The 21593-nt window shown below is 75.5% G+C and carries 18 protein-coding genes and 2 tRNA genes; 7 read left to right on the top strand and 13 right to left on the bottom strand.

The features are described 5' to 3' along the window. Both AC1WTP_RS12405 and AC1WTP_RS12400 read right to left on the bottom strand, forming a co-directional pair. Positions 1-2541 carry an ABC transporter permease gene (locus tag AC1WTP_RS12405; protein WP_481649379.1) on the bottom strand — a complete coding sequence of 847 codons (2541 nt, stop codon included), beginning with the start codon at positions 2539-2541 and terminating at the stop codon, positions 1-3. Continuing rightward, positions 2538-3314 (bottom strand): ABC transporter ATP-binding protein, encoded by a 777-nt coding sequence (locus AC1WTP_RS12400; RefSeq protein ID WP_481649378.1) that lies wholly within the window; start codon positions 3312-3314, stop codon positions 2538-2540. The genes AC1WTP_RS12405 and AC1WTP_RS12400 overlap by 4 nt, the downstream gene beginning before the upstream one ends. A gap of 110 nt (positions 3315-3424) precedes the next feature. Between AC1WTP_RS12400 and AC1WTP_RS12395 the strand changes: the two genes are divergently transcribed. Together AC1WTP_RS12395 and AC1WTP_RS12390 are read left to right on the top strand one after the other, a co-directional pair. Next, positions 3425-4717 (top strand): sensor histidine kinase, encoded by a 1293-nt coding sequence (locus tag AC1WTP_RS12395; RefSeq protein WP_481649377.1) that lies wholly within the window; start codon positions 3425-3427, stop codon positions 4715-4717. Next, positions 4714-5355, top strand: coding sequence for a response regulator (locus AC1WTP_RS12390; RefSeq protein WP_481649376.1), 642 nt, complete (start codon positions 4714-4716; stop codon positions 5353-5355). Before AC1WTP_RS12395 ends, AC1WTP_RS12390 begins: the two co-directional genes overlap by 4 nt. 31 nt (positions 5356-5386) lie before the next feature. On the opposite strand, the gene AC1WTP_RS12385 is transcribed toward AC1WTP_RS12390, so the two are convergent. Then, positions 5387-6367, bottom strand: a complete 981-nt coding sequence (locus AC1WTP_RS12385) for an ArsR/SmtB family transcription factor (RefSeq protein WP_481649375.1) — start codon at positions 6365-6367, stop codon at positions 5387-5389. Between the two features lie 71 nt (positions 6368-6438). On the opposite strand from AC1WTP_RS12385, the gene AC1WTP_RS12380 reads away from it, so the two are divergent. Then, positions 6439-7254: an isocitrate lyase/PEP mutase family protein gene (locus tag AC1WTP_RS12380; protein WP_481649374.1), complete on the top strand. Its 816-nt coding sequence runs from the start codon at positions 6439-6441 to the stop codon at positions 7252-7254. A gap of 90 nt (positions 7255-7344) precedes the next feature. Here the strand turns inward: AC1WTP_RS12380 and AC1WTP_RS12375 are convergent, their stop codons facing one another. Next, a complete protein-coding gene (locus tag AC1WTP_RS12375) occupies positions 7345-7593 on the bottom strand; it encodes a DUF6458 family protein (RefSeq protein WP_447135365.1) in 249 nt (82 codons plus the stop codon). 163 nt (positions 7594-7756) lie between these two features. Between AC1WTP_RS12375 and AC1WTP_RS12370 the strand changes: the two genes are divergently transcribed. Further along, positions 7757-7829: transfer RNA gene (locus tag AC1WTP_RS12370), tRNA-Gly, on the top strand. Between the two features lie 40 nt (positions 7830-7869). Continuing rightward, positions 7870-7944: transfer RNA gene (locus tag AC1WTP_RS12365), tRNA-Val, on the top strand. Positions 7945-7960: 16 nt separating this feature from the next. On the opposite strand, the gene AC1WTP_RS12360 is transcribed toward AC1WTP_RS12365, so the two are convergent. Genes AC1WTP_RS12360 through AC1WTP_RS12350 form a run of 3 tightly spaced genes read right to left on the bottom strand, consistent with a single transcriptional unit; the run spans position 7961 to position 10701 of the window. After that, positions 7961-8605, bottom strand: coding sequence for a response regulator (locus AC1WTP_RS12360; protein WP_481649373.1), 645 nt, complete (start codon positions 8603-8605; stop codon positions 7961-7963). Beyond that, on the bottom strand, positions 8602-9741 hold the full coding sequence (locus tag AC1WTP_RS12355) for a sensor histidine kinase (protein WP_481649372.1): 1140 nt from the start codon (positions 9739-9741) through the stop codon (positions 8602-8604). The genes AC1WTP_RS12360 and AC1WTP_RS12355 overlap by 4 nt, the downstream gene beginning before the upstream one ends. A 9-nt stretch (positions 9742-9750) precedes the next feature. Continuing rightward, the gene (locus tag AC1WTP_RS12350; protein ID WP_481649371.1) at positions 9751-10701 is read right to left on the bottom strand and encodes a hypothetical protein; all 951 of its coding nucleotides are present in this window, start codon (positions 10699-10701) and stop codon (positions 9751-9753) included. 202 nt (positions 10702-10903) lie between these two features. On the opposite strand from AC1WTP_RS12350, the gene AC1WTP_RS12345 reads away from it, so the two are divergent. After that, entirely contained in the window at positions 10904-11908 is a 1005-nt protein-coding gene (locus tag AC1WTP_RS12345; protein WP_481649370.1) for an NAD-dependent epimerase/dehydratase family protein, read from the top strand. Between the two features lie 138 nt (positions 11909-12046). Here AC1WTP_RS12345 and AC1WTP_RS12340 read toward each other — a convergent pair whose 3' ends face one another. Beyond that, positions 12047-13018 carry an Acg family FMN-binding oxidoreductase gene (locus AC1WTP_RS12340; RefSeq protein WP_481649369.1) on the bottom strand — a complete coding sequence of 324 codons (972 nt, stop codon included), beginning with the start codon at positions 13016-13018 and terminating at the stop codon, positions 12047-12049. A gap of 209 nt (positions 13019-13227) precedes the next feature. Here AC1WTP_RS12340 and AC1WTP_RS12335 point away from each other — a divergent pair, with 209 nt between their 5' ends. Next, positions 13228-13866, top strand: coding sequence for a response regulator (locus AC1WTP_RS12335; protein WP_447135359.1), 639 nt, complete (start codon positions 13228-13230; stop codon positions 13864-13866). Between the two features lie 126 nt (positions 13867-13992). Here the strand turns inward: AC1WTP_RS12335 and AC1WTP_RS12330 are convergent, their stop codons facing one another. From AC1WTP_RS12330 to AC1WTP_RS12310, 5 genes are all read right to left on the bottom strand, one after another. Further along, positions 13993-15672: a sensor histidine kinase gene (locus tag AC1WTP_RS12330; RefSeq protein ID WP_481649496.1), complete on the bottom strand. Its 1680-nt coding sequence runs from the start codon at positions 15670-15672 to the stop codon at positions 13993-13995. A gap of 98 nt (positions 15673-15770) precedes the next feature. After that, positions 15771-16781, bottom strand: a complete 1011-nt coding sequence (locus AC1WTP_RS12325) for an Acg family FMN-binding oxidoreductase (RefSeq protein ID WP_481649368.1) — start codon at positions 16779-16781, stop codon at positions 15771-15773. A 249-nt stretch (positions 16782-17030) separates the two neighbouring features. Further along, the gene (locus AC1WTP_RS12320; protein ID WP_481649367.1) at positions 17031-17897 is read right to left on the bottom strand and encodes a universal stress protein; all 867 of its coding nucleotides are present in this window, start codon (positions 17895-17897) and stop codon (positions 17031-17033) included. Between the two features lie 46 nt (positions 17898-17943). Then, positions 17944-20346 carry a phosphoketolase family protein gene (locus AC1WTP_RS12315; protein WP_481649366.1) on the bottom strand — a complete coding sequence of 801 codons (2403 nt, stop codon included), beginning with the start codon at positions 20344-20346 and terminating at the stop codon, positions 17944-17946. A gap of 125 nt (positions 20347-20471) precedes the next feature. Then, positions 20472-21302, bottom strand: coding sequence for a universal stress protein (locus tag AC1WTP_RS12310; RefSeq protein WP_481649365.1), 831 nt, complete (start codon positions 21300-21302; stop codon positions 20472-20474). Between the last annotated feature and the right edge of the window lie 291 nt (positions 21303-21593).

Here is a 21593-nt window from a genome sequence, read left to right as displayed (position 1 = left end):
CTACTCGTAGGCCAGCGCGCGGAGCACGTCGAGCCGGGCGGCCCGCACCGCCGGCAGCACCGCGGCGACCACCCCGATCACGCCGCCGGCCAGCAGGTAGCCCGCCAGGAAGGGCCAGGGCAGGGCGAGTCGGTCGACCCCCTCGTCGGCCAGGGCGCGGACCACGGCCGCGCCGATGCCGGTACCGACCGCCACGCCGAGCAGCGCGCCGAACGTCGAGATGACCACGGCCTCCACGGTCACCATCCGGATCGCCTGCCGCCGGCTCAGCCCGAGCGCGCGGAGCAGGCCCAGCTCCCGGGTCCGTTCCAGCACCGACAGGGCGAGGGTGTTCACGATGCCCAGCACGGCGATCACCATCGCCAGCCCCAGCAGCGCCTGCACGATCAGCAGGATCGAGTTGAAGCCGCTGGTCGCCAACTCCATCACGCCGGCCGGGTCCGTCACGGTGACCTCGGGGTTGCCGGCCAGCAGCGTGCCGATCTCGCGCCGGATGTCGGCCGCGGGTGCCTCCGGGGCCAGCCGCACGTACGCCTCCGACGGCTCCCGCACGCGCAGGTCGGGCACCACCGAGTCGGACAGAAGCCAGCCCGAGGTCCACCCGCCGGCATAGGTGCCGGCCACGGTGATCGTCCGGCTCCGCCCGCTGCCGAACTCCACCGTCACGGCGGAGCCGACCCGCAGGCCCCGCTTCGCCGCGGTGTCGACGTCCACCAGCGCCTGGTCGGGGCCGAGGGAGAACGAGCCGGCCACGGGCGTCACAGCGACCGTCGAGGGCAGCGCCGGCGCGTTGTCGACCGCCGTGACGCGGGCGACGTCGCCGTCGACGACCGCCCCGTCGTGGTACTGCCCGACCACCGTCGTCACACCCGGCATGGCCCGGATCCGGTCCAGCACCGCCCGGTCGAACGTCGGCGGGCGCTCGGTGCTGTCGATCCAGGTGATCACGAGGTCCGCGTGGATCTGCTCGGGTGCGGTGGACCTCAGGCTGACCGTGGTGGACGTCAGGACGATGTTCAGGCCGGTGACCAGCGCGATCCCGACCATGAGCGCGGCGGCGGTGATGGCGGTCCGGCGCGGGTTGCGGCCGGAGTTGAGCCGGCCCAGCCGGCCCGGCACCGACCAGGAGAAGAGCCGGCCGATCAGGCCCACCGCCGGGCGGGCGACGGCGGGGGTGAGCAGGGCCGCCCCGACGAGGCTGGCCAGGACGCCGCCGAGCACCGCGGCCACCGGCACCTCGTCCGGGCCGCCGGCCAGGCCGTAGCCGAGCAGCGCCAGCCCGGCCACGCCGACGACCGCGCCGGAGCCGGTCAGCCTGGTGAGCGGGCGGTCCGGCGTGGCCGCCTCGCGCAACGCGGCCACCGGCGGGATCCGCGCCGCCCGCACGGCCGGCACCAGGGCCGCCACCACCGTCACCAGCGGGCCGACGGTGAATGCGGCGTACCCGGCGGTGGCCGGCACGCCGAATCCGGCGACGTCCAGCGCGCCCCCGCCGAGCCGGTTGACCACCCGGGCCGACAGCGTGCCGGCACCGACGCCGAGGACCAGCCCGAGCGCCGAGGCGGTCAGCCCGATCAGCGCCGCCTCCGCGAGCACCGACCCGATCACCTGGCGGCGGCCGGCGCCGAGCGCCCGCAGCAGCACCAGCTCCCGGGCCCGCTGGGCGATGACGATCGAGAAGGTGTTGAGGATGAGGAAGACGCCGACGAACAGCGCCACCCCGGCGAAGCCGAGCATGATGTCGTTGAGGAACGCGAGATCCTCCTCGGCCGCGGCGGCCTGCTCCCGGCGCAGCTCCGCGCCCGTGCGCACCTCGTAGTCCGCACCGAGCACGGCGCGCAGCCGGTCGCGCAGCGCGGCCGGGTCCACCCCCGGCGCCGCCCGGACGTCGACCGCGGAGAACACGCCGGCCCGGCCCAGCATCAGCTCGGCCGCCACCGACTCGTGGAAGGCGATCTCGTGCGCGCCGCCGAGGCTGTTCCGGCCACGGTCGCCGTACTCGAGGATGCCGACCACGGTGAACGTGCGTCCGGGTTGCAGGGTCAGCACCCCGACCCGGGCGCCGAGCCCCACCCCACCGCGATCCGCCAGGGCCGCGTTGACCGCGATCTCGTCGGCGTTCGCCGGACCGCGGCCGGCGCGCAGCCGGGTCGGGCCGGTCTCGCCGACCCAGTTCGTGCCCAGCCGGGGCCGGCCGAAGGTGGTTACCACCTTGCCGTCCGAGCCGATCATGCGGGCGCCGTCCTCGCCCACCAGGCCGGCGGCTCCGGCGGCACCGGGCGTCGCGGCGGCGCGGGCGACCAGCCCGGCGGGCACGGTCACGGTGGCCGGCGCCTCAGACTCGGTACGCGGCGGGGTGGCCCGGATCCGCACGTCGGTGTCCGCGTACGCGTCGGCGTAGGTGGCGTCGAAGGATCGGGCGAGGGTGTCGGTGAGGACGAGGGCGCCGGAGACGAACATGACGCCGAGGACGACGGCCAGGCCGGACAGGACCAGGCGCAGCTTGCGGGAGAGGACGCCCTTGAGGGTGGCCCGGATCATCGGGTGGCTCCCGTGGTGGCCTGGGCGTCGAGGTTCCTGAGCCGGTCGAGGACGGTGGCGGAGGTGGGTCGACGCAGTTCGTCGACGATCCGGCCGTCGGCGAGGAAGACGACCCGGTCGGCCTGGCTGGCGGCGCTCGGGTCGTGGGTGACCATGACGATGGTGTGGCCGAAGTCGCGGACGGAGTCGCGGAGGAAGCCGAGGACCTCGGCCCCGGAGCGGGAGTCGAGGTTGCCGGTGGGCTCGTCGGCGAAGATCACCTCCGGTCTGCCGACGAAGGCGCGGGCGCAGGCGACGCGCTGCTGCTGGCCGCCGGAGAGCTGGTCGGGGCGGTGGCGGAGCCGGTCGCGCAGGCCGACGGTGTCGATCACGGCGTCGTACCACGCTGCGTCGGGCTTGCGGCCGGCGATGGCGAGCGGGAGGAGGATGTTCTCCTCGGCGGTGAGGGTGGGTAGGAGGTTGAACTGCTGGAAGACGAAGCCGACCTGGTCGCGGCGGAGCCGGGTGAGGCCGGCGTCGGAGAGGCCGGTGACCCGGGTGTCGCCGATGTGGACCTCACCGCGGGTGACCGGGTCGAGGCCGGCCAGGCAGTGCATGAGGGTGGACTTGCCGGAGCCGGAGGGGCCCATGATGGCGGTGAACCGGCCCCGTTCGAGTTCGACGTCGACCCCGCGCAGGGCGACGACCTGGGCGGCGCCGGCGCCGTACACCTTCCACACGTCCGTCGCCCGGGCCGCGATCCCCGTCGGTGCTGTCGTGGGCGTTTTCGTCATGGCGCTCAGCCAACCGGCCGTCGACGCCGGGCACAGTCACGCCCGGTCGAGTCCGTGAGGTATACCCAGCACTACCGTGCCGCCCGGCGGGCGCCGGTAGCGTGACCGGCATGCAGGCCCGCACCGCGTTGGAGGCGCTCACCATGCGCCCCGGGCGGTTCCTGGGCAGCGCCTGGCCCTGGCGGTCGGCCGCCTACCTGGTCGGTGGCGCGCTGATCGGGTGCCCCACGCTCGGTGCCGCCATCCTGCTCGGCGACCGGGGCCCCACCCCGTCGGCGGTCCTGACCGGGCTGGCCGCGGGGCTGGCGGTGATCGTCGGCGGGATCGCGCTCGCCGGGTTGGAGCGCCGGCGGCTGCGCCTGGTCGACCGCGACCCGGTGGCCGACCCGCACCGGTCGCTCGACGACCGGAGCCGGTGGCGGCGGCTGTCGGTCCGGCTGCGCGAGGACGTCACCCGGCGGGAGGTCGGGTACGCCGTCGTCTCCGGCACGCTGTTGGGCTGGATCGACGCGGTCGTCCTGCTCTGCGCGGTGTGGGCCCCGGTGACGTTCCTGGTGTCCCCGCTGCGCGACCCGGAGCAGGTGAACTGGCAGCAGTTCGCCGTCGCGGTGACCGGTGCGGCGTTGCTGGCCTGCGCGCCGTACCCGCTGACGGCCTGGGCCGGCGCGCGCGCCGCCATGGCCCGGGCCATCCTCGGCCCGCGCGCCACCGACGACCTCGGCGAGCGGCTGGTCGAGGTCACCCGGTCGCGGGCCCGGCTGGTGGACGCGTTCGAGGTCGAGCGGCGCAGGATCGAGCGGGACCTGCACGACGGCGCCCAGCAGCGGCTGGTGGCGCTCACCATGCAGCTCGGCCTCGCCCGGCTGGAGGTGCCGCCCGACTCGCCGGTCGGCGAGCCGCTGGCGAAGGCGCACGACCTGGCCAAGCAGGCGCTCACCGAGCTGCGCGAGCTGATCCGCGGGGTGCACCCGCAGGTGCTCACCGGCCGCGGCCTGGCCGCGGCGATCGAGGATGTCGCCGGCCGTTCCCCGGTGCCGGTCGACGTCGACATCCGGCTGCCCGGGCGGCTGCCGACCTCGATCGAGGTGACCGCCTACTTCGTGGTCGTGGAGGCGCTGGCGAACGTCGCCAAGCACAGCGGGGCGACCCGGGCGTCGGTGACCGCTGCGCTGGTCGACGGCCGGTTGGTGCTGCGCGTGCGCGACGACGGCGTCGGCGGGGCGGACCCGGCCGCCGGCAGCGGCCTGGCCGGCCTGGTGGACCGGGTCGCGGCGGTCGACGGCACGGTGGCCCTGGCCAGCCCGGCCGGCGGGCCCACCGTGCTGCAGGTCGAGTTCGCCGGCGCCCGGCCGGCCCGGGACGGATCGGCGCTGGAGGGGTTGCCATCGACGGCCGGCGGGTGATCGTGGCGGAGGACGGCGTCCTCATCCGGGCCGGGATCACCGGCCTGATCAGCCGGTTCGGCCACCAGGTGGTGGCCGCGGTGGGGGACGCCGAGGCGCTCGTCGACGCGGTACGGGAACACGCCCCGGACGTCGTGGTGACCGACGTCCGGATGCCGCCGTCCTTCACCGACGAGGGGCTGCGGGTCGCGATCCGGCTCCGGCGTGCCGACCCGGGCCTGCCGATCCTGGTGCTCAGCCAGTACGTCGCGCAGACCTACGCGGCGGAGCTGCTGGAGTCGGCGGGGCCCGGCACCGCCGGCATCGGCTACCTGTTGAAGGACCGCATCGGCGACGTCGCCGAGTTCGTCGACGCGCTCGACCGGGTGGCGGCCGGACACACGGTGGTCGACCCGGAGGTCGTCCGGCAGATGCTCGTCCGGCGCCGCGACCCGCTCGCCCGGCTGACCCCCCGGGAGCGGGAGGTGCTCGGTCTGATGGCGGAGGGCCGGTCCAACGCGGCCATCGCCCGGGCGCTCGTGGTCACCGAGGCGGCCGTCGCGAAGCACATCGGCAGCCTGCTGGCGAAGCTGGACCTGCCGCCGGACGAGGACGACCACCGGCGGGTCCGGGCGGTCCTGGCCTACCTGCGGGGCTGATCGGGTGCCGCCGGCCGGCGGGCGGCGCGCGTCAGCCGGCGGCGGCGAGCAGCGCCTCGGCGACCTCGGTGCGGACGCTGAGCAGCGTCCGGCCCTGCCGGTGGGTGGTCACCAGCCCGGCCGCGCGCAGCGCGGTGAGGTGCTGCGACACCCCGGCCGGGGACATTCCGGTGCGCCGGGCCAGATCGCTGCCGGAGGCCGGCGCCGCCAGCTCGGCCAGCAACCGGGCCCGCCCCGCCCCGAGCACCGTGGCCAGCGCCGCGGGGGTGGCGGCCGGGCTCTCCCAGAGCGTGCCGACGCCGCGGGCCGGGTAGCCGAGCTGCGGGGCGTCCCCGGCGGCGACGCTGAGCACCGACGGCCAGACGAAGACCGACGGGATCAGCACGAGGGCGCCGCCGGCGGGCACGTCGGGCGCGGCGCAGTGCCGCTGGTCGATGCGGAGGGTGCCGTCCTCCCAGCGGACCCACTCGTGCAGGTCGTTGAGGAGCGCGGCGGCGCCGTCCTCGGCCAGCCGGCGGGCCCGGGCGAACACCTCGGCGTCGAGCAGCATCCGGATCCGGGCCCAGTCGGCGGCCACCGCGGTCCGCCAGTACGCCTCGATCTCCCCGGCCAGCCGGCGCAGGCCCGCCTCCGGGTCGGCGTACAGGGCGGCCACCGCGGGCGGCCGGTCGCCGGGGCAGAGGTCGAGCTGCGCCCGTACGGTCGCGGCAGGGGTGGCCCGCAGCGCCGCCAGCTCGGCGGCCAGGTCGGGGTTGAGCCCGGCCGGCGGCGGGGTGAGGAAGTCGGGAAAGTAGCCGGGGGCGGCCGGGATCAGCTGCCAGAGCAGCCCGCCGTCCGGGCCGGCCAGCCCGGCCTCGGCCAGGCGCGGCCGCACCCGGCGCACCCAGGGCAGGTGGACGGCGTGGCGGCCCGGCTCGCGCAGCACCCGGACGCCGGCGGCCACCTCCCACAGGCAGGAGACGGCGAAGCGGATCCGGGCGACCCCGCCCGCCGACAGGCCGATGGCGACCACGGCACCCCCCGGTGGATTCAGCTGGGACTGAAACGATACTGCCGGCGGGTGGGCCCGCCCAGACTGGCCGGGTGAGCGATCAACACAGCCGAGCAGACCTGTTCCGTTCCCTGCACACCGCCGGGTCGCCCCTGGTCCTCGTCAACGCCTGGGACGTGGCCAGCGCCCGGATCGTGGCCGCCGCCGGCGCCCGCGCGGTGGCCACCACCAGCGCCGGCGTCGCCTGGAGCCTGGGCGCCCCGGACGGCGACGCCCTCGGCCGCGAGGCGGCCGTCGACCTGGTGCGCCGGGTCGTCGCCGCGGTGCCGGTGCCGGTCTCCGTGGACATCGAGTCCGGGTACGGGGCGAACCCGGCGGAGGTCGGCGAGACCGCCCGGGCGGTGATCGCCGCCGGCGCGGTGGGGGTGAACATCGAGGACGCCCGGTACGACGGCGGGCCGGTCCTGCGCGACGTGGACGACCAGTGCGCGCGGATCGCCGCGGTGCGGGCGGCCGCGGACGCCGCCGGCGTGCCGGTGTTCGTCAACGCCCGCACCGACACCCTCCTGCGCGCCGTCGAGGGGGTGGAGGCGACGGTGGTGCGGGCGAAGGCGTACCTGGCGGCCGGCGCGGACGGGGTGTTCGTGCCGGGCGTGGTCGACCCGGACACCATCCGGGCCCTGGTCGCCGGCGTGTCCGCGCCGGTCAACGTGATGGCCGGGCCGGGGGCCCCGGCGGTGCCGGAGCTGGCCCGGCTGGGGGTCGCCCGGGTCAGCCTCGGGTCGTCGGTCGCCCAGGCGGCGTACGCGGTGGCCCGGCGGGCCGCCGACGAGGCGCTCGGCGCGGGGACGTACGGGGCGCTCTCCGACGGGCTCGACTACGGCACGCTGAACGCCCTGATGGGCTGACCCGGGCACGGTGACGTGCCGGCCACCACCGGTGGTGGCCGGCACCTCACCGCCGCGACCGTCCAGCTCCGTCGGCCGCGTCGACGCCGGTCAGAGCGGCGGGGCGATGTCCCGGCGCTCCTCGACCCGCCGGTACTCCACGGGCTCGACGGGCTCGGTGGTGCTGACCACCTGGCGGCGCCGGCCCCAGATGAGCGTGGTCATGATGAGCCCCAGTACGCCGGCCGCCATCAGGATCCAGCCGACCACGTCGAGGTCGATGCCGCCGACGCTCGCGTCCAGCGCGAAGGTGAGGATCGCGCCGACCGCGATCAGGAAGATGCTGGTGCCGATACCCACGACAGCCTCCTTGTCAGGGGATGTGGTGTGCTGTCGAGGGACTTCAGTACCCCGGCGCTGACCAGCGCAACCATGCCGGGACCCGGGGCCGGGTGGGTCGGCGGTCCGGGGGATCTTGGCATCGGGTAGAGTTCAGCCCGTCGCCGGGGAACACCGGCGGCACGCGGACGTAGCGCAGCTGGTAGCGCATCACCTTGCCAAGGTGAGGGTCGCGGGTTCGAATCCCGTCGTCCGCTCGCAGACCACCCCGGCCGTTGCCGGCGGGATGGTCACCAGGGGCGATTGGCGCAGTGGGAGCGCGCTTCCTTGACACGGAAGAGGTCACTGGTTCAAACCCAGTATCGCCCACCATCGAGCCGCGGGCCGGTCAGCCGGGTTGCCCGCCGGTCGCGGCGTAGACGGCGAGCTGCACCCGGTTGCTGCTGCCGGTCTTGGTCATCAGGTTCGCCACGTGGGTCTTCACGGTGGTGACGCCGAGGTGCAGCCGGGCGGCGATCTCCGGGTTGGAGAGCCCCTGACCGACCAGCGCCAGCACGTCGCGCTCGCGGTCGGTGACGCCCGCCGGCGCGGCCACCGGGGACCGGTTCGGCTGGGTGCGGACCGCCTGCTCGACCAGGCGGCGCAGCACGGTCTGGCTGAACGGGCTGTCCCCACCGGCCGCCCGCCGCACCCCGTCCAGCAGCTCGGCCGGGCTGCTGTCCTTGACCAGGAAGCCGCAGGCGCCGGCGGCCAGCGCCGGATAGAGGTGGTCGTCGTCGTCGAAGGTGGTCAGCACCACCACCCGGGTCGAGGGCCGGTGCGCCAGGATCCGCGCGGTGGCGGCGGTGCCGTCGACGCCGGGCATCCGCAGGTCCATCAGCACCACGTCCGGGCGCAACTGCTCGGCGAGCCGGACCGCGGCCGCGCCGTCGGCCGCCTCGCCGACCACCTCCATGTCCGGCACGGAGCCGCAGAGCATCCGCAGGCCGGCGCGGACCAGTTGCTGGTCGTCGACGAGCAGCACCCGGATCATGCCGCGGCTCCGGTGGGCACCCGCGCGCTCAGCCGCCAGCCGGCGCCCGCCGGGCCGGCGTCCAGCCGGCCGCCGAGGACCTCCACCCGCTCGCGCAGGCCGACCAGCCCGTGCCCGGCCGGCCCGCCTGACGGGGTCCCGGGCGGGCCGCCGAAGTCGTGCAGGTCGAACTCGACCCGGTCGTCGTCCACCTGGATCGACAGGCGCGCCCGGGCCGCCGGGCCGGCGTGCTTGGCCACGTTGGCCAGTCCCTCCTGGGTCAGCCGCAGCACGGCCAGCGCGGTGCGGGAGTCCAACCGGACCACCTCGGGGTCGATCTCCGCCTGCACGTCCAGGCCGATCCGGTGGCTGCGGTCCACCGCGGTGCGCAGGGCGACCGGCAGCCCCTCCGGGTCGACGAAGGTGGCGTCCCGGGTCGCGCCGGGGTCGCGCAGCACGGCCACCAGCCGGCGCAGGTCGGTCAGCGCCCCGGAGCCGGTGGCGTGCACGTCGTCGAGCACCTCCCGTACGCGCGGGTCGTCCAACGGCAGCACGTTGCGGGCCACCGCCACCCGCAGCACGATCGAGGCCACGTGGTGGGCCACCAGGTCGTGCAGTTCCCGGGCGATGGCGGTGCGCTCCTCGGCGCGTACCCGGGACACCTCCTGCCGGGCGCGGTCGGCGGCCTGCCGGTTCAGCTCGCCGAGGGCGCGCACGTGCATGCCGAGCAGCAGCGGCGCCGCCACCCCGGCGGCCGCGGCGTAGACCACGGTGAGCGCGATCTCGACGAGTTCGTCGTAGTCGGAGAGCATGCTGCCGGCGACGCCGACGGCCAGGCCGGTCCACACCTGCCAGCCGGAGCGCCGGGCGCCCAGCTCGAACATCGCCCAGGCCAGCGCGACCGCGGGGACGACGTCGTTGTCGGCGCCGAAGAGGTAGCCCACCGCGAACGCCGCGGACACTCCACAGACGACGCTGAACGGGGACCAGATCCCGACGTAGCCGAAGAGCAGGACGCCGACCGCGAGCCCCCGGTCCAGCGGGCTCAGGGCGGCGCCGTCCGGGGTCAGGACCAGGTAGCCGACCCCGGTCAGGCTCACCAGGGTGAGCCGGACCGCCGTGTACCGCTCCTCGAACAGCCGCTCCACCCAGAGCATGTCGGCATCCTACGCAGCGGGCCGGACGGGCAGCAGCGCGGCGGACCGGACGGGAATCAGCCAGGAGACCGTCGCGGCGACCGCCGTGGTCAGCACCAGCGCGGCGACCGCGGCGAGGGTGGTGGCGTCCGGGGCGGTGAGCGGCTGGCCGCGCAGCGCCTGCCAGGTCACCAGCACCAGCAGCCCGGTCCAGGCGAACGCGAAGACGAACACCAGGCGGGCGCGGCGCGCCGCGTCCCGGACCAGCCCGGGCAGCAGCATCGCGAACAGCAGCACCGCCTGCAGGCCGTGGATGCCGACGAAGTGCCCGACCCGCAGGTCGCCGCCGGTGGTGCTCCAACCGGTCAGCGGCATGCCCGGCCCGCCGTCGGGCACCCCGACCGCGTGCGCGCCCATGGTGGTGCCCAGTCCCCGCTCGTCGAGGGCCAGTTGCGCCTCGGTCGGCACCACCATGGTGAGGCCCTGCAACAGGCCGACCAGCAGCACCACCATGCCGAGCCGCACCGCCCAGGTGCCGGCCCGGTCCGGCATGCCGTCCCGCCAGAGCAGGACGGTCAGGACCGCGGTGCCCAGCCACAGCACGGTGATGAAGCTGCCCATCGCCCGCCACATCGCCTCGTCGAGCGGGGTGGCCTCGTTGAAGTGGCTGGCCCGGCCGCGGGCGGCCTGGGTCACGATGATGCCGACCTCCAGGACGGCGGTGGCGACGACGGCGTACGACGTCCAGCGGGCGGTCCGCCGGCCGCGCCGCAGGTGCGCCATCAGCCAGGCCAGGGTGAGCCCGTAGAGCACGAACGAGGCGGCGAACTTCGCGGGCTTCAGCCAGATCGGCTGCCCGCCGAGGGTACGGCCGTCGACCACCAGGCCGACGGCGCTGACCAGGAGCAGCCCGGCCATCAGGGCGGCGAGGAGGGTCAGGGCGGGGCTGCCCCGCCAGGCGGTGCGCAGTGAGGTCGTCATGTCCTCGACGATCGTCGTGGCCGACGGCCGGCACCTCCTGCCGTACGGCCGGATCGCGCTCCTGCCACCGGCCGCGCCTCCTCCGACGGCAGGAGGCCGGCGGCAGGAGGAGCGGGCGCTCCGGGCGGCTTCTGCCGTCAGCAGATCCGCTCAGCGTGAACACCGGGCCGGGGCGCCGCCGGGAGGCGGCACAGTGGAGCGCATGAGACTGCTGGTGCTGGGTGGTACGGGTTTCGTGGGCGGGGCGACGGTCGCCGAGGCGGCCCGCCGGGGCTGGTCGGTGACGGTGTTCAACCGGGGGCTGCACGGGAGCACGCCGCAGGGCGTACACCGGCTGCGCGGTGACCGGACGGCGCCGGACGGGCTGGTCGCGCTGGCCGGCGGCGAGTGGGACCTGGTGGTGGACACCTGGGACGGCGCGCCCCGGGCGGCGGGGGACGCGGCGCGGGCGCTGCACGGCCGGGTCGGGCACTACGCCTACGTCTCCAGCGGGTCGGTCTACGCCGAGCCGGTCCAGCCGGGCTCCGCAGAGGACGCGCCGGTGGTGGACGCCGACCCGGACGCCACCGACGGCGACTATCCGCACCTCAAGGCCGGCGCCGAGCGGGCCGTGCGGCAGGTGTACGGCGAGGCGGCGCTGATCGCCCGGGCCGGGCTGATCCTCGGGCCGGGGGAGGACATCGGCCGGCTGCCCTGGTGGCTGGAGCGGATCGCCCGCGGCGGCGAGGTGCTCGCGCCCGGCCCGGCCGACCTGCCGCTGCAGTACGTCGACGTGCGGGACCTGGCCGGTTGGCTGCTGGACCGGGGCGCCGACCGGCTCGGCGGCACCTTCAACGTGGTCGGCCGCACCGGGCACGCCACCATGGGCGAGCTGCTCGACGCGTGCGTCGCGGCCACCGGGTCGGACGCCCGGCTGCGCTGGGTGGACCCGGAACCGATCCTGGCCGCGGGCGTGGTGCCCTGGAACGACCTGCCGGTCTGGATCCCGCTCGGGCACGAGTACCGCTGGTTGCAGGAGCGCGACGTCAGCCGGGCGTACGCGGCGGGGCTGACCTGCCGCCCGGTCGCCGAGACGGTCGCCGACACCTGGGCCTGGCTGCGCCGGGTGGGCACGGTGCCGCCGCGGGCCGGGCGGCCGCAGCGGGCGAAGGTGGGGCTCGACCCGGCCCGGGAGGCGGCGCTGCTGGCCGGCCTCACGCCGGCCTGACCGACGGGCGGGCCGGGCCGGGCCGCCGACCGGGGCGCAGGAGGGCCCTCCCTGAGCTGGCCCGGCGGGCGGTGGGGACGTCGGGTCGTGCGCACCGGCACGACCCGGCGGGCCCGCACGTCGTGCGGGCCGGCCGGGTCACGACCGGACGGGCAGGTCCAGCACGTCGTCGACGGCGCGGCGGGGCGTCGGCGACCCCGGCTGGCCGTAGCCGACCCGCAGCACCATCTGCGGGGTGCCGAACCGGCCCAGCGAGAGCCTCAGCTGCTCCCGGGCCCCCGGCACCTCGATCGGCTGCGAGAGCATCGACACCGACAGGCCGGCGTCGGTCGCGGTGAGCAGCACCCGCTGCAGCGCCTGCCCGGCGAGCACCTGATCCACCGCCGTGTTCCCGGTCGAGCCCAGGACGGCCACCAGCGGCTCCGGCTCGAAGTCGCGCCCCGGGGCCCGGTCCAGCCCGCCGAAGCCCCGGGACGGCAGCAGGTCCTGCGGTTCGCTCCGCGGGCCGCCGGCGGCGGCCGGTACCCCGTCCGGGGCGGGTTCGCCGCGCACCCAGTCGGTGCGTTCGCTCCGGTAGGCCGGGTCGCGTTCGAGCACCCGGTGGGCGCTGCGGGCGATCTCGGCGAACGCGTTCACCGCGCTCACCCCGATCAGCAGCTCCAGCCAGCACTGCTCGGCCCGGGCCGCCTCGGCCAGCCGCCAGCGCGCGTCCGCCGGCACCGGGTCCGGCCAGAACGGCGCCCGGTTGCTGAACCGGCGGGGGATGGCCGCGTACAGGCTCTGCTCGGTCGGGGTCGGCGGCCGGGAGGGGCCGGGCACCAGCCGGGCCACCACGTCCGGCTCGGCCGGGTACGGGCGCAGCCGAACCGTCGCGGGTCGGCCCGCCACGGCCAGCGCGAGCCGCAGGTTGAACAGGGCCGCCCCGCAGGCGATCCGGACTCCCCAGCCGCTCGGGTCGGTGGCCGGCAGCCGCCGGGACGCGTCGACGAGCACCTCGATGCCGCCGTCCCGCAGGCGGAACCGCCACGGCTGGGTGTTGTGCAGCGACGGCGCGCGTACCGCGTCGGTGACGGCGGCCCGCACCTGCTCGACGGTGTAGGCGGTGTCCATGGTCACGCTCCTTCGGCGCTCGCCGGGTCCACCTCGACAGTGCGCCGGCCGGACCCCCGCCGGACAGGGCCGGACGTCCCGTCCGCCCGGGCCCGACCGCCCGCCGCCGCAGGTCAACGGGGAGGTGACCGCGCCCGCCCGGCGGTAGGTCACGCGGTTCGGGACCTTCGGCCCGTGCCGGCGGGCGGCGCAGCGGGTAGAAACGAGGAATGATCCGGGTGTTCCTCCTCGACGACCACGAGGTCGTCCGTCGCGGCCTCGCCGACCTGTTGCAGAGCAGCGGCGACATCGAAGTGGTCGGCGAGTCCGGCTCCGCCCCGGAGGCGGCGCGGCGCATCCCGGCCCTCCGGCCGGACGTGGCGATCCTCGACGCCCGGCTGCCCGACGGCAACGGCATCGACGTGTGCCGCGACATCCGGGCCGTGGACTCCTCGATCAAGGGCCTGATCCTCACCTCGTACGAGGACGACGAGGCGCTGTTCGCGGCCATCATGGCCGGCGCGGCCGGCTACGTGCTCAAGCAGATCCGCGGCACCGACCTGGTCGACGCGGTGCGCCGGGTGGCGGCCGGGCAGTCACTGCTCGACCCGGCGATCACCACCCGGGTGCTGGAGCGGATCCGCAGCGGCGTCGAGCAGCCCCGGGAGCTGAAGGACCTCACCGACCAGGAGCGGCGGATCCTGGAGTACGTGGCCGAGGGGCTCACCAACCGGGAGATCGCCGGCAAGATGTTCCTGGCGGAGAAGACGGTCAAGAACTACGTCTCCAGCGTGCTGGCCAAGCTGGGCCTGGAGCGCCGCACCCAGGCCGCCGTCCTGGCCACCCGCCTCCTCCGCAAGACCCCCTGACCCACCCTCCCGCTTCCTCGCCGATCCTGCACGTTCCACCCCCGATACCGGGGATCTGCCCCTGATGCCGGGCCACCGTGCAAGATCGCGTACTGGGGGTGGGACGGGGGGCGGGGCGGGGGCGGGTCAGGTGGCTAGTGGGATGCGCCAGTGCAGTTCGGTGCCGCGGGGGCTGGCCGGGCGTACCTCGAACACGCCGCCGTGGCGTTCGGCGCGCTCGCGCAGGTTGACCAGCCCGCCCCGGGCGGCGGCCGGGTCGCAGCCCACGCCGTCGTCGGTGACGGTGACCGCCACCTGCCCGCCGTCGACCCGGACGGCGACCGCCACCCGGTCGGCGTGGGCGTGGCGTACCGCGTTGGACAGCGCCTCCCGCAGCACGGCGGTGAGGTCCGGGCGGACCGCGTCCGGCACCGCGCTGTCGATCGGGCCGACCAGCTCCAGGCTCGGCCGGTGGCCGAGCGCCTCGGCGGCCACCTCGACCGCCTCGCGGATCTCCGTGCGCAGCGCCGCGCTCATCGGCGTGCGCAGCTCGAAGATGGTGCGGCGGATGTCCTTGATGGTGGCGTCCAGGTCGTCGACCGCCGCGTTGATCCGCTTGGCGATCTCCGGTTTCGTGGCCATCGGGGCGGCGCTCTGCAGTTGCAGGCCGGTGGCGAAGAGCCGCTGGATGACCACGTCGTGCAGGTCCCGGGCGATCCGCTCGCGGTCCTCCAGGACCACCAGCAGCTCGCGCTCCTCCTGGCCCCGGGCCCGCTCCATGGCCAGCGCCGCCTGCCCGGCGAAGCTGCCGAGCAGGGCCAGCGCCTGGTCGTCGGCGGTGGGCAGCGCGTGGTCGGCCCGGTGCGCGATCAGCAGCACGCCGTGCAGGGTGTCGGCGGTGGCCAGCGGGGAGACCACCGCCGGCCCGGTGTGCAGCAGCGCCGGCCAGGGCGCGGCGTGCGCCAGGTCGTCGACCACGTCGTGCCGGCCCTCGGCGACGGCCGGCGCGAAGCTGGTCCCGGCCGCCGGCAGCACCGTGCCGACCAGCGCGCCCGCCTGGTCACCGGCCCCGTCCACGACCTCGACGGTGAACTCGTCGGCCTCGGGGTCGTAGAGCAGCACCAGCGCCAGCTCGGCCTCGGCGACCTCGCGGGCCCGCCGGGCCACCAGCGCCAGCGCGTCCGTGCGGCGCACCTCGCCGAGCAGCACCGAGGTGATCTCGGCAGTCGCGGCGAGCCATCGTTCCCGCTGGTGGGCCAGGGCGTAGAGGCGGGCGTTCTCGATCGCCACGCCGGCCGCGGCGGCCAGCGCGACCACGATCTCCTCGTCGTCGTCGGTGAACTCGTCGGCGCCCTGCTTCTCGGCCAGGTAGAGGTTGCCGAAGACCTGGTCGCGGATACGCACCGGCACGCCGAGGAAGCTGTGCATCGGCGGGTGGTGCGGCGGGAAGCCGTACGAGTTGGGGTGCTGGGTGATGTCGGGCATCCGCACCGGGCGCGGGTCGTCGATGAGCAGGCCGAGCACGCCCCGCCCGTGCGGCAGGTCACCGATCTTCGCGTGCAGCTCGGGGGAGATGCCGTGGGTGATGAAGTCGTACAGCATCCGGTCGTGGCCGATCACGCCGAGCGCGCCGTAGCGGGCGCCGGCCAGCTCGCAGGCCGCCTCGACGATCCGTTGCAGGGTGCTGCGCAGATCCAGGTCGGTGCTGATGCCGACCACCGCGTCCAGCAGCGCCCGCAGCCGCTCGCGGCTGGTGACCACCTCGCCGACCCGGTCGAGCATCTCCTGGAGCAGCTCGTCGAGGCGGACCCGGGACAGCGGGCCCAGACCGAGCGACGGGGTCGCCGAGGGCTCCCGCCGGGGGTTCGGAGTGTTCGCCGCCACCGGCCGAGCCTAACGGCCGCCCGGCCGGGAGCGGGAGGCCGTCAACCCTGCCCGCCGCGGACCGCGGAGGTGTCCACCACCTGCTCCACCGCGAGCCGCGGGGTGTGCGGCGGTCCGGCGTGCGCCGGGTCCGCGATCCCCAGGCGCAGCACGAGGTACGGGTAACCGAGCCCGGCCAGCAGCTGGCGCAGCGTCTGCCGGGTGCCGTCCAGCTCCACCACCCCGCTCAGCGGCACCACCGACACGCCGTGCCGGGTGGCGGTCAGCCATGCCGCGGAGAGCGCCTCGCCGGCGCGCAGCCAGCTGTCCCGCTCGTCCTCGTCGCCGTAGAGCAGCGCGTACACCGCCGCCCGGTCGTGGCCCGGGCCGATCGGCAGGGTGCCGGCGCGGCCGAAGTCGCGGGCGGGCACGGTGGTCTGTGGCGGCTGCTCGGGCAGCACCTCCGGGGGCAGCCCGGTGCCGGTGCCGGCCCGGCTGGTCCAGTAGTCCAGCTCCTCGCGCAGCTGCGGGTCCTCCGCTTCGACCGTGGCGGCGCGCCCGGCCGCCGCGGCCAGCCGCATCACCTGGTCCCGGTCGAGGATCTGCAGCCGGCAGCCCTCGGCGGAGACCGCCGAGGCGACCTGCCCGAGCACCGTGGTGGGCACCGGCTCGTCGCTGACCGGCCGCCGGTCGGTGTGCCGCACCTGCATGCACTGCACCATGTGCATCGCGTCCGGGTCGGCCCCGGTGCGGGAGAATCCGGTCAGCCGGGCCAACAGCTCCTCGTCGCCCGGGTCGGGCAGCCGCTCCACCACCGCCGTCCAGCCCTCGGCGGCCAGCGCCAGCCGGGCGTGGTGCAGCGCGGTGCCGCAGCTGACGGCCAGCAGCCGCCCCTCCGGGTCGGTCGCCGTGAGCCGGCGCTCGGGGACCATCCGCAGCTCCAGCGCGTCGGGCAGCACCCGCCACCGCCACGGCTGGGTGTTGTGCACCGACGGGGCGTGACCGGCCATGGCGGCCGCCTCCGCGAGTGCGGTGGTCAGCGGGCGGTCCGTCGCCGGCGTCTCGTGGCTCATCGTCACGACCTCTCGTCTCCGCCCATGGTGCCTGCCCCGGGCGGCGTCGCGGGTGGGATTGCCGCTCCATCCTGCGACATCCGCCGGGCCTCCGCACGGGACGCAGGTCCCGCCACCGCCGGGCCGTTCGGCCCGCGTCGGTGGGCCTTGGCCGCTCGCCACGGCCGCGAACCCGTAACCGCTCGGGCGGCGGCCGGACGGTGCTGGCGCGGCCGAGGCGGCGGGCGGCGGTGACGCCGCCACCCCGGGTCAGCGCTCGCGGACCACCGCGACCGGGCAGTGGGCGTGCTGGATGAGCTGCTGGCTCACCGAGCCGAGCAGCATCCCGCGCAGCCCACCGCGGCCGCGGCTGCCGACCACCACCAGCTGCGCGTCGCGGCTGGCGTCGACCAGCAGCGCGGCCGGGGCGGCGGCCGTCACCTCGACGACCACCTCGACGTCGGGGAACGCCCGGCGCCAGCGGGCCAGCGGCTCGTCCAGCTCGGCCCGGTCGGCCATCGCCGCCTCCCGCTCCTCCGGACCGGCCGGCGGCCGCTGACCGGCCGGCGGGTGCCAGGCCCGCACCACGCGTAGCGGCACCTGCCGTAGCGCGGCCTGCTCGACCGCGAACCCGAGCGCCACCAGCGAGTACTCGGAGCCGTCCACGCCGACCACGACGTGCCCGGAGCGCCGGCCGGCTTCGCCGCGGACCACCACCACCGGGCAGTGCGCGTGCGCGGTGACCGCCACCGCGGTCGATCCGGCGAGCAGCCCGGTGAAGCCGCCGTGCCCGCGGCTGCCCAGCACCAGCAGGCCGGCCTGCGCCGACCGTTCCTCCAGCACCAGCGCGGCTGGTCCGTCGAACACCTCGCCATGCACGGTCACGCCCGGGCTCGCCGCGGCGGCGTCCGTCGTCGCCCTGCGTACCAGGTCCTCGACCTGCCGCCGGGCCGTCTCGTCCGGCCAGACGCCGGGGGCGATGCCGGGCCCGATCCAGCCGGCCACGGTGAGCCACTCGTAGACGTACGCCAGCCGGACCGGGCGGCCGCTGCGGCGCGCCTCGTCCAGCGCCCACGTCAGCGCCGCCGCGGCCTCCGTGGAGCCGTCGTAGCCGACCAGGATCTCCTCGCCGTTCATCGCGTCCGCCGCCCGTGGGTCGGGCCCGCCGGAGCGCGCCGCCCGTTCACTGCCCGCCCCGCAGACCCGGCTGGGTCTCCCGGATCCAGCGCCACTCCGCCACCCGGGGGTCGTCCTCGCCGTAGCGGCGGGTGTAGTCCCGGCAGGACTGGCGGGCGTCGACCATCTCCTGGCGCAGGTGCGCGGCCCGGGCGGCCAGCCCCGGCACCCGGTCGATCACGTCGATGACCAGGTGGAACCGGTCGAGGTCGTTGAGCATCACCATGTCGAACGGGGTGGTGGTGGTGCCCTCCTCCTTGTAGCCGCGCACGTGCAGGTTGTCGTGGTTGGTGCGGCGGTAGGTGAGCCGGTGGATCAGCCAGGGATAGCCGTGGTAGGCGAAGATGACCGGCCGGTTCTCGGTGAAGATCGTGTCGAACTCCTTGTCGGCCAGGCCGTGCGGGTGCTCCGAAGCGGGCTGCAGGCGCATCAGGTCGACCACGTTGACCACCCGGACCTTCAGCTCGGGCAGGTGCCGGCGCAGCAGGTCCGCCGCGGCGAGGGTCTCCAGCGTCGGCACGTCCCCGGCGCAGGCGAGCACCACGTCCGGCTCGCTGCCGTCGTCGGAGCTGGCCCAGTCCCAGATGCCGATGCCGCGGCGCGCGTGCTGGATCGCCTCCTCCATCGACAGCCAGTTCGGCGCCGGCTGCTTGCCGGCCACCACCACGTTGATGTAGTGCCGGCTGCGCAGGCAGTGGTCCATCGTGGAGAGCAGGGTGTTCCCGTCCGGCGGCAGGTAGACCCGGACCACCTCGGCCTTCTTGTTCATCACGTGGTCGATGAAGCCCGGGTCCTGGTGCGAGAAGCCGTTGTGGTCCTGCCGCCAGACATGGCTGGAGAGCAGGTAGTTCAGCGAGGCCACCGGCTGCCGCCAGGGGATGCCCCGGGTCACCTTCAGCCACTTGGCGTGCTGGTTCACCATCGAGTCGACGATGTGGATGAACGCCTCGTAGCTGGTGAAGATGCCGTGCCGGCCGGTCAGCAGGTAGCCCTCCAGCCAGCCCTGGCACAGGTGCTCGGAGAGCACCTCCATCACCCGGCCGTCCGGGGAGAGGTGGTCGTCACCCGGCACCCGGCCGGCCACCCAGGCGCGGTCGGTGACCTCGAAGGCGGCGCCGAGCCGGTTCGAGGTGACCTCGTCCGGGCCGAAGAGGCGGAACGTCTCCGGATTGGCGGCGATCACGTCCCGGATCCACGGGCCCAGCGCGCCGGTGGCCCCGGCGACCGTCGCGCCCGGTCGGTCCACCTCCACGGCGTAGTCGCGGAAGTCCGGCAGGTTCAGGTCGCGCAGCACCATCCCGCCGTTGGTGACCGGGTTGGCGCTCATCCGCCGGTCGCCCTTCGGTGGCAGCTCGACCAGCTCGGCGACCGGGGCGCCGGTGGCGTCGAAGAGCTCCTCCGGCCGATAGCTGCGCAGCCAGCGCTCCAGCTCGGCCAGGTGGTCCGGGTTCTTGCGTACCTCGGACAGGGGCACCTGGTGCGAGCGGTAGGTGCCCTCCACCTGCTTGCCGTCGACGTCGCGCGGGCCCGTCCAGCCCTTCGGCGTCCGCAGGACGATCATCGGCCAGCGGGGGCGCTCGACCGCGCCGCCGGAGCGCGCGGCGTGCTGGATCGCGGCGATCTCGTCCAGCGCGCGGTCCAGCGTGGCGGCCAGCGCCTGGTGCACCCGCGCCGGATCGTCACCGGCCACCACGTACGGCTGGTAGCCGGAGCCGCGCATCATCTCCAGCAGGTCGTCTTCCGGGATCCGGTCCAGCACCGTCGGATTGGCGATCTTGTAGCCGTTCAGGTGCAGGATGGGCAGCACCGCGCCGTCCCGCGCCGGGTTGAGGAAGACGTTGGACAGCCAGCTGCCGGCCAGCGGGCCGGTCTCCGCCTCGCCGTCGCCGATCACGCAGGCCACCACCAGGTCCGGATGGTCGAACGCGGCGCCGTAGGCGTGGCTCAGCGCGTAGCCCAGCTCGCCGCCCTCGTGGATCGAACCCGGCACCTCCGCCGCCACGTGGCTCGGGATGCCACCGGGGAAGGAGAACTGGCGGAACAGCCGGGCCATGCCGGCCTCGTCGCGGCCGGTGCCGTGGTACTTCTCGCTCCAGGTGCCCTCCAGCCAGGTGTTCGCCACGATCGCCGGGCCGCCGTGGCCGGGCCCGGTGATGAACATGGCGGACAGGTCACGGGCGACGATCACCCGGTTCAGGTGCGCGTAGAGCAGGTTCAACCCGGGAGAGGTGCCCCAGTGGCCGAGCAGGCGCGGCTTGACGTGCTCGGGCGTCAGCGGTTCGCGCAGCAGTGGATTGTCCAGCAGGTAGATCTGCCCGACGGTGAGATAGTTCGTCGCCCGCCAGTAGGCGTCCAGCCGGCGCAGCTCGTCTCCGGTCAGGGGGCCGTGCAGGTCCGCAGCGGTGTCCATACTGCCTGAGCCTCTCGCGGGTAGGGAAGTCCTGCATCTTGCGGCGCGGATCCATCCGGGCCGATCTCAGCTTCGCCGCCGGAGCCGGTACGGCGCAGGGCCGTTGGTCCCGCGTCGGGCGGGCGCTACGCCCCGTTCATCGGGATCCCGGTCAGCCCCCGGATCACGATCACCGGTGCCGGTGAGTGGTAGAGCAGCGACTGGCTCACCGCGCCGAGCATGCCCCGCCACGGCTCGTCGCCCCGGGCCGCGACCACGGCCAGCTGGGCCGACCGGGACTGGTCGACCAGGACGGTGCCCGGGTCGCCGCGGATCGCGTGGCACTCGGTGGGCACCGCGGGGTGGCGGTCCGCGTACCGGGCCACGACCTGTTCGAGCTGGCCGGTTGCGTCCTCGGTGGTCTCGTCCGGCTCGATCACCCGGATGACCAGCATCCGCGCCTCGCGCCGGGCGGCGCAGTCGAACGCCCACTCCAGAACGCCCTCCGAGCTGGCGGTACCGTCCACGCCGACCAGCACCGGCCCCTGCGGCGGCGGATCCCGGCGGGCCACCAGCACCGGGCACCCGGCCCGCGCGGCCAACTGCACGCCCGGCGCGTCGGCCGGCACGCAGTCGGCGCAGGCCGCCATGCCGCCGTCGCCGACCGCGACCAGGAACGCCGTCTCCGAGCGGCGGGTCAGCACCGCCACCGCCGGCCCCTCCACGATCTCGCGGTGCACCGACAACTCCGGCGCGACCCCGGTGGCGATCCGGGTGGCCTCGGCGAGCAACTCCTCGACGGTGGTGCGGGATTCGGCGACCGTCGGCGCCTCGAACGCGGCGGCCCAGTTGAACGCGTGCAGCAGGTGCAGTTCCCGGTTGTGCGCGGCGGCCTCCTGGGCGGCCAGTCGGACCACCGGGTAGTTGCGTTCCGAGCCGACGCCGACCAGCACCGCTGCGTCGGCGGCTGCGGCCATCCGGCATCACCTCCGCAGGCGTCGCGCCCGGCACGACTGACTCCCATCCGAGGTTAGTCGCGACCGTACGGCGGTGGGGTGGGATCGGCTGCTCCGGCCTGGCGGGCGTGCCGGCAGGCCAGCGGATACTCGAGCCCGCCCGTCGGCGCGCCGGGCGGCGTGTCGCCCGGGGTCGGCCTGGTTCTTCGCGCGGGTGATACCTCTGAGGCATTTTTATGGATCTTGTGACGTGTCTGTGGGTGGTCGGGCGCGTCGTTTATGGGGCACGCCGTTGTCCTGCCTAGGTTCTGG

The organism is Micromonospora sp. R311, assembly GCF_056780015.1.
This window is presented reverse-complemented; position numbering and strand designations above follow the sequence as displayed.

What these genes read in the sequence shown, in the direction of transcription:
- AC1WTP_RS12405 (WP_481649379.1), bottom strand. Translation starts at nt 2,541, where the DNA reads ATGATCCGGGCCACCCTCAAGGGCGTCCTCTCCCGCAAGCTGCGCCTG.
- AC1WTP_RS12400 (WP_481649378.1), bottom strand. Translation starts at nt 3,314, where the DNA reads ATGACGAAAACGCCCACGACAGCACCGACGGGGATCGCGGCCCGGGCG.
- AC1WTP_RS12395 (WP_481649377.1), top strand. Translation starts at nt 3,425, where the DNA reads ATGCAGGCCCGCACCGCGTTGGAGGCGCTCACCATGCGCCCCGGGCGG.
- AC1WTP_RS12360 (WP_481649373.1), bottom strand. Translation starts at nt 8,605, where the DNA reads ATGATCCGGGTGCTGCTCGTCGACGACCAGCAACTGGTCCGCGCCGGC.
- AC1WTP_RS12355 (WP_481649372.1), bottom strand. Translation starts at nt 9,741, where the DNA reads ATGCTCTGGGTGGAGCGGCTGTTCGAGGAGCGGTACACGGCGGTCCGG.
- AC1WTP_RS12350 (WP_481649371.1), bottom strand. Translation starts at nt 10,701, where the DNA reads ATGACGACCTCACTGCGCACCGCCTGGCGGGGCAGCCCCGCCCTGACC.
- AC1WTP_RS12345 (WP_481649370.1), top strand. Translation starts at nt 10,904, where the DNA reads ATGAGACTGCTGGTGCTGGGTGGTACGGGTTTCGTGGGCGGGGCGACG.
- AC1WTP_RS12340 (WP_481649369.1), bottom strand. Translation starts at nt 13,018, where the DNA reads ATGGACACCGCCTACACCGTCGAGCAGGTGCGGGCCGCCGTCACCGAC.
- AC1WTP_RS12335 (WP_447135359.1), top strand. Translation starts at nt 13,228, where the DNA reads ATGATCCGGGTGTTCCTCCTCGACGACCACGAGGTCGTCCGTCGCGGC.
- AC1WTP_RS12325 (WP_481649368.1), bottom strand. Translation starts at nt 16,781, where the DNA reads ATGAGCCACGAGACGCCGGCGACGGACCGCCCGCTGACCACCGCACTC.
- AC1WTP_RS12320 (WP_481649367.1), bottom strand. Translation starts at nt 17,897, where the DNA reads ATGAACGGCGAGGAGATCCTGGTCGGCTACGACGGCTCCACGGAGGCC.
- AC1WTP_RS12315 (WP_481649366.1), bottom strand. Translation starts at nt 20,346, where the DNA reads ATGGACACCGCTGCGGACCTGCACGGCCCCCTGACCGGAGACGAGCTG.
- AC1WTP_RS12310 (WP_481649365.1), bottom strand. Translation starts at nt 21,302, where the DNA reads ATGGCCGCAGCCGCCGACGCAGCGGTGCTGGTCGGCGTCGGCTCGGAA.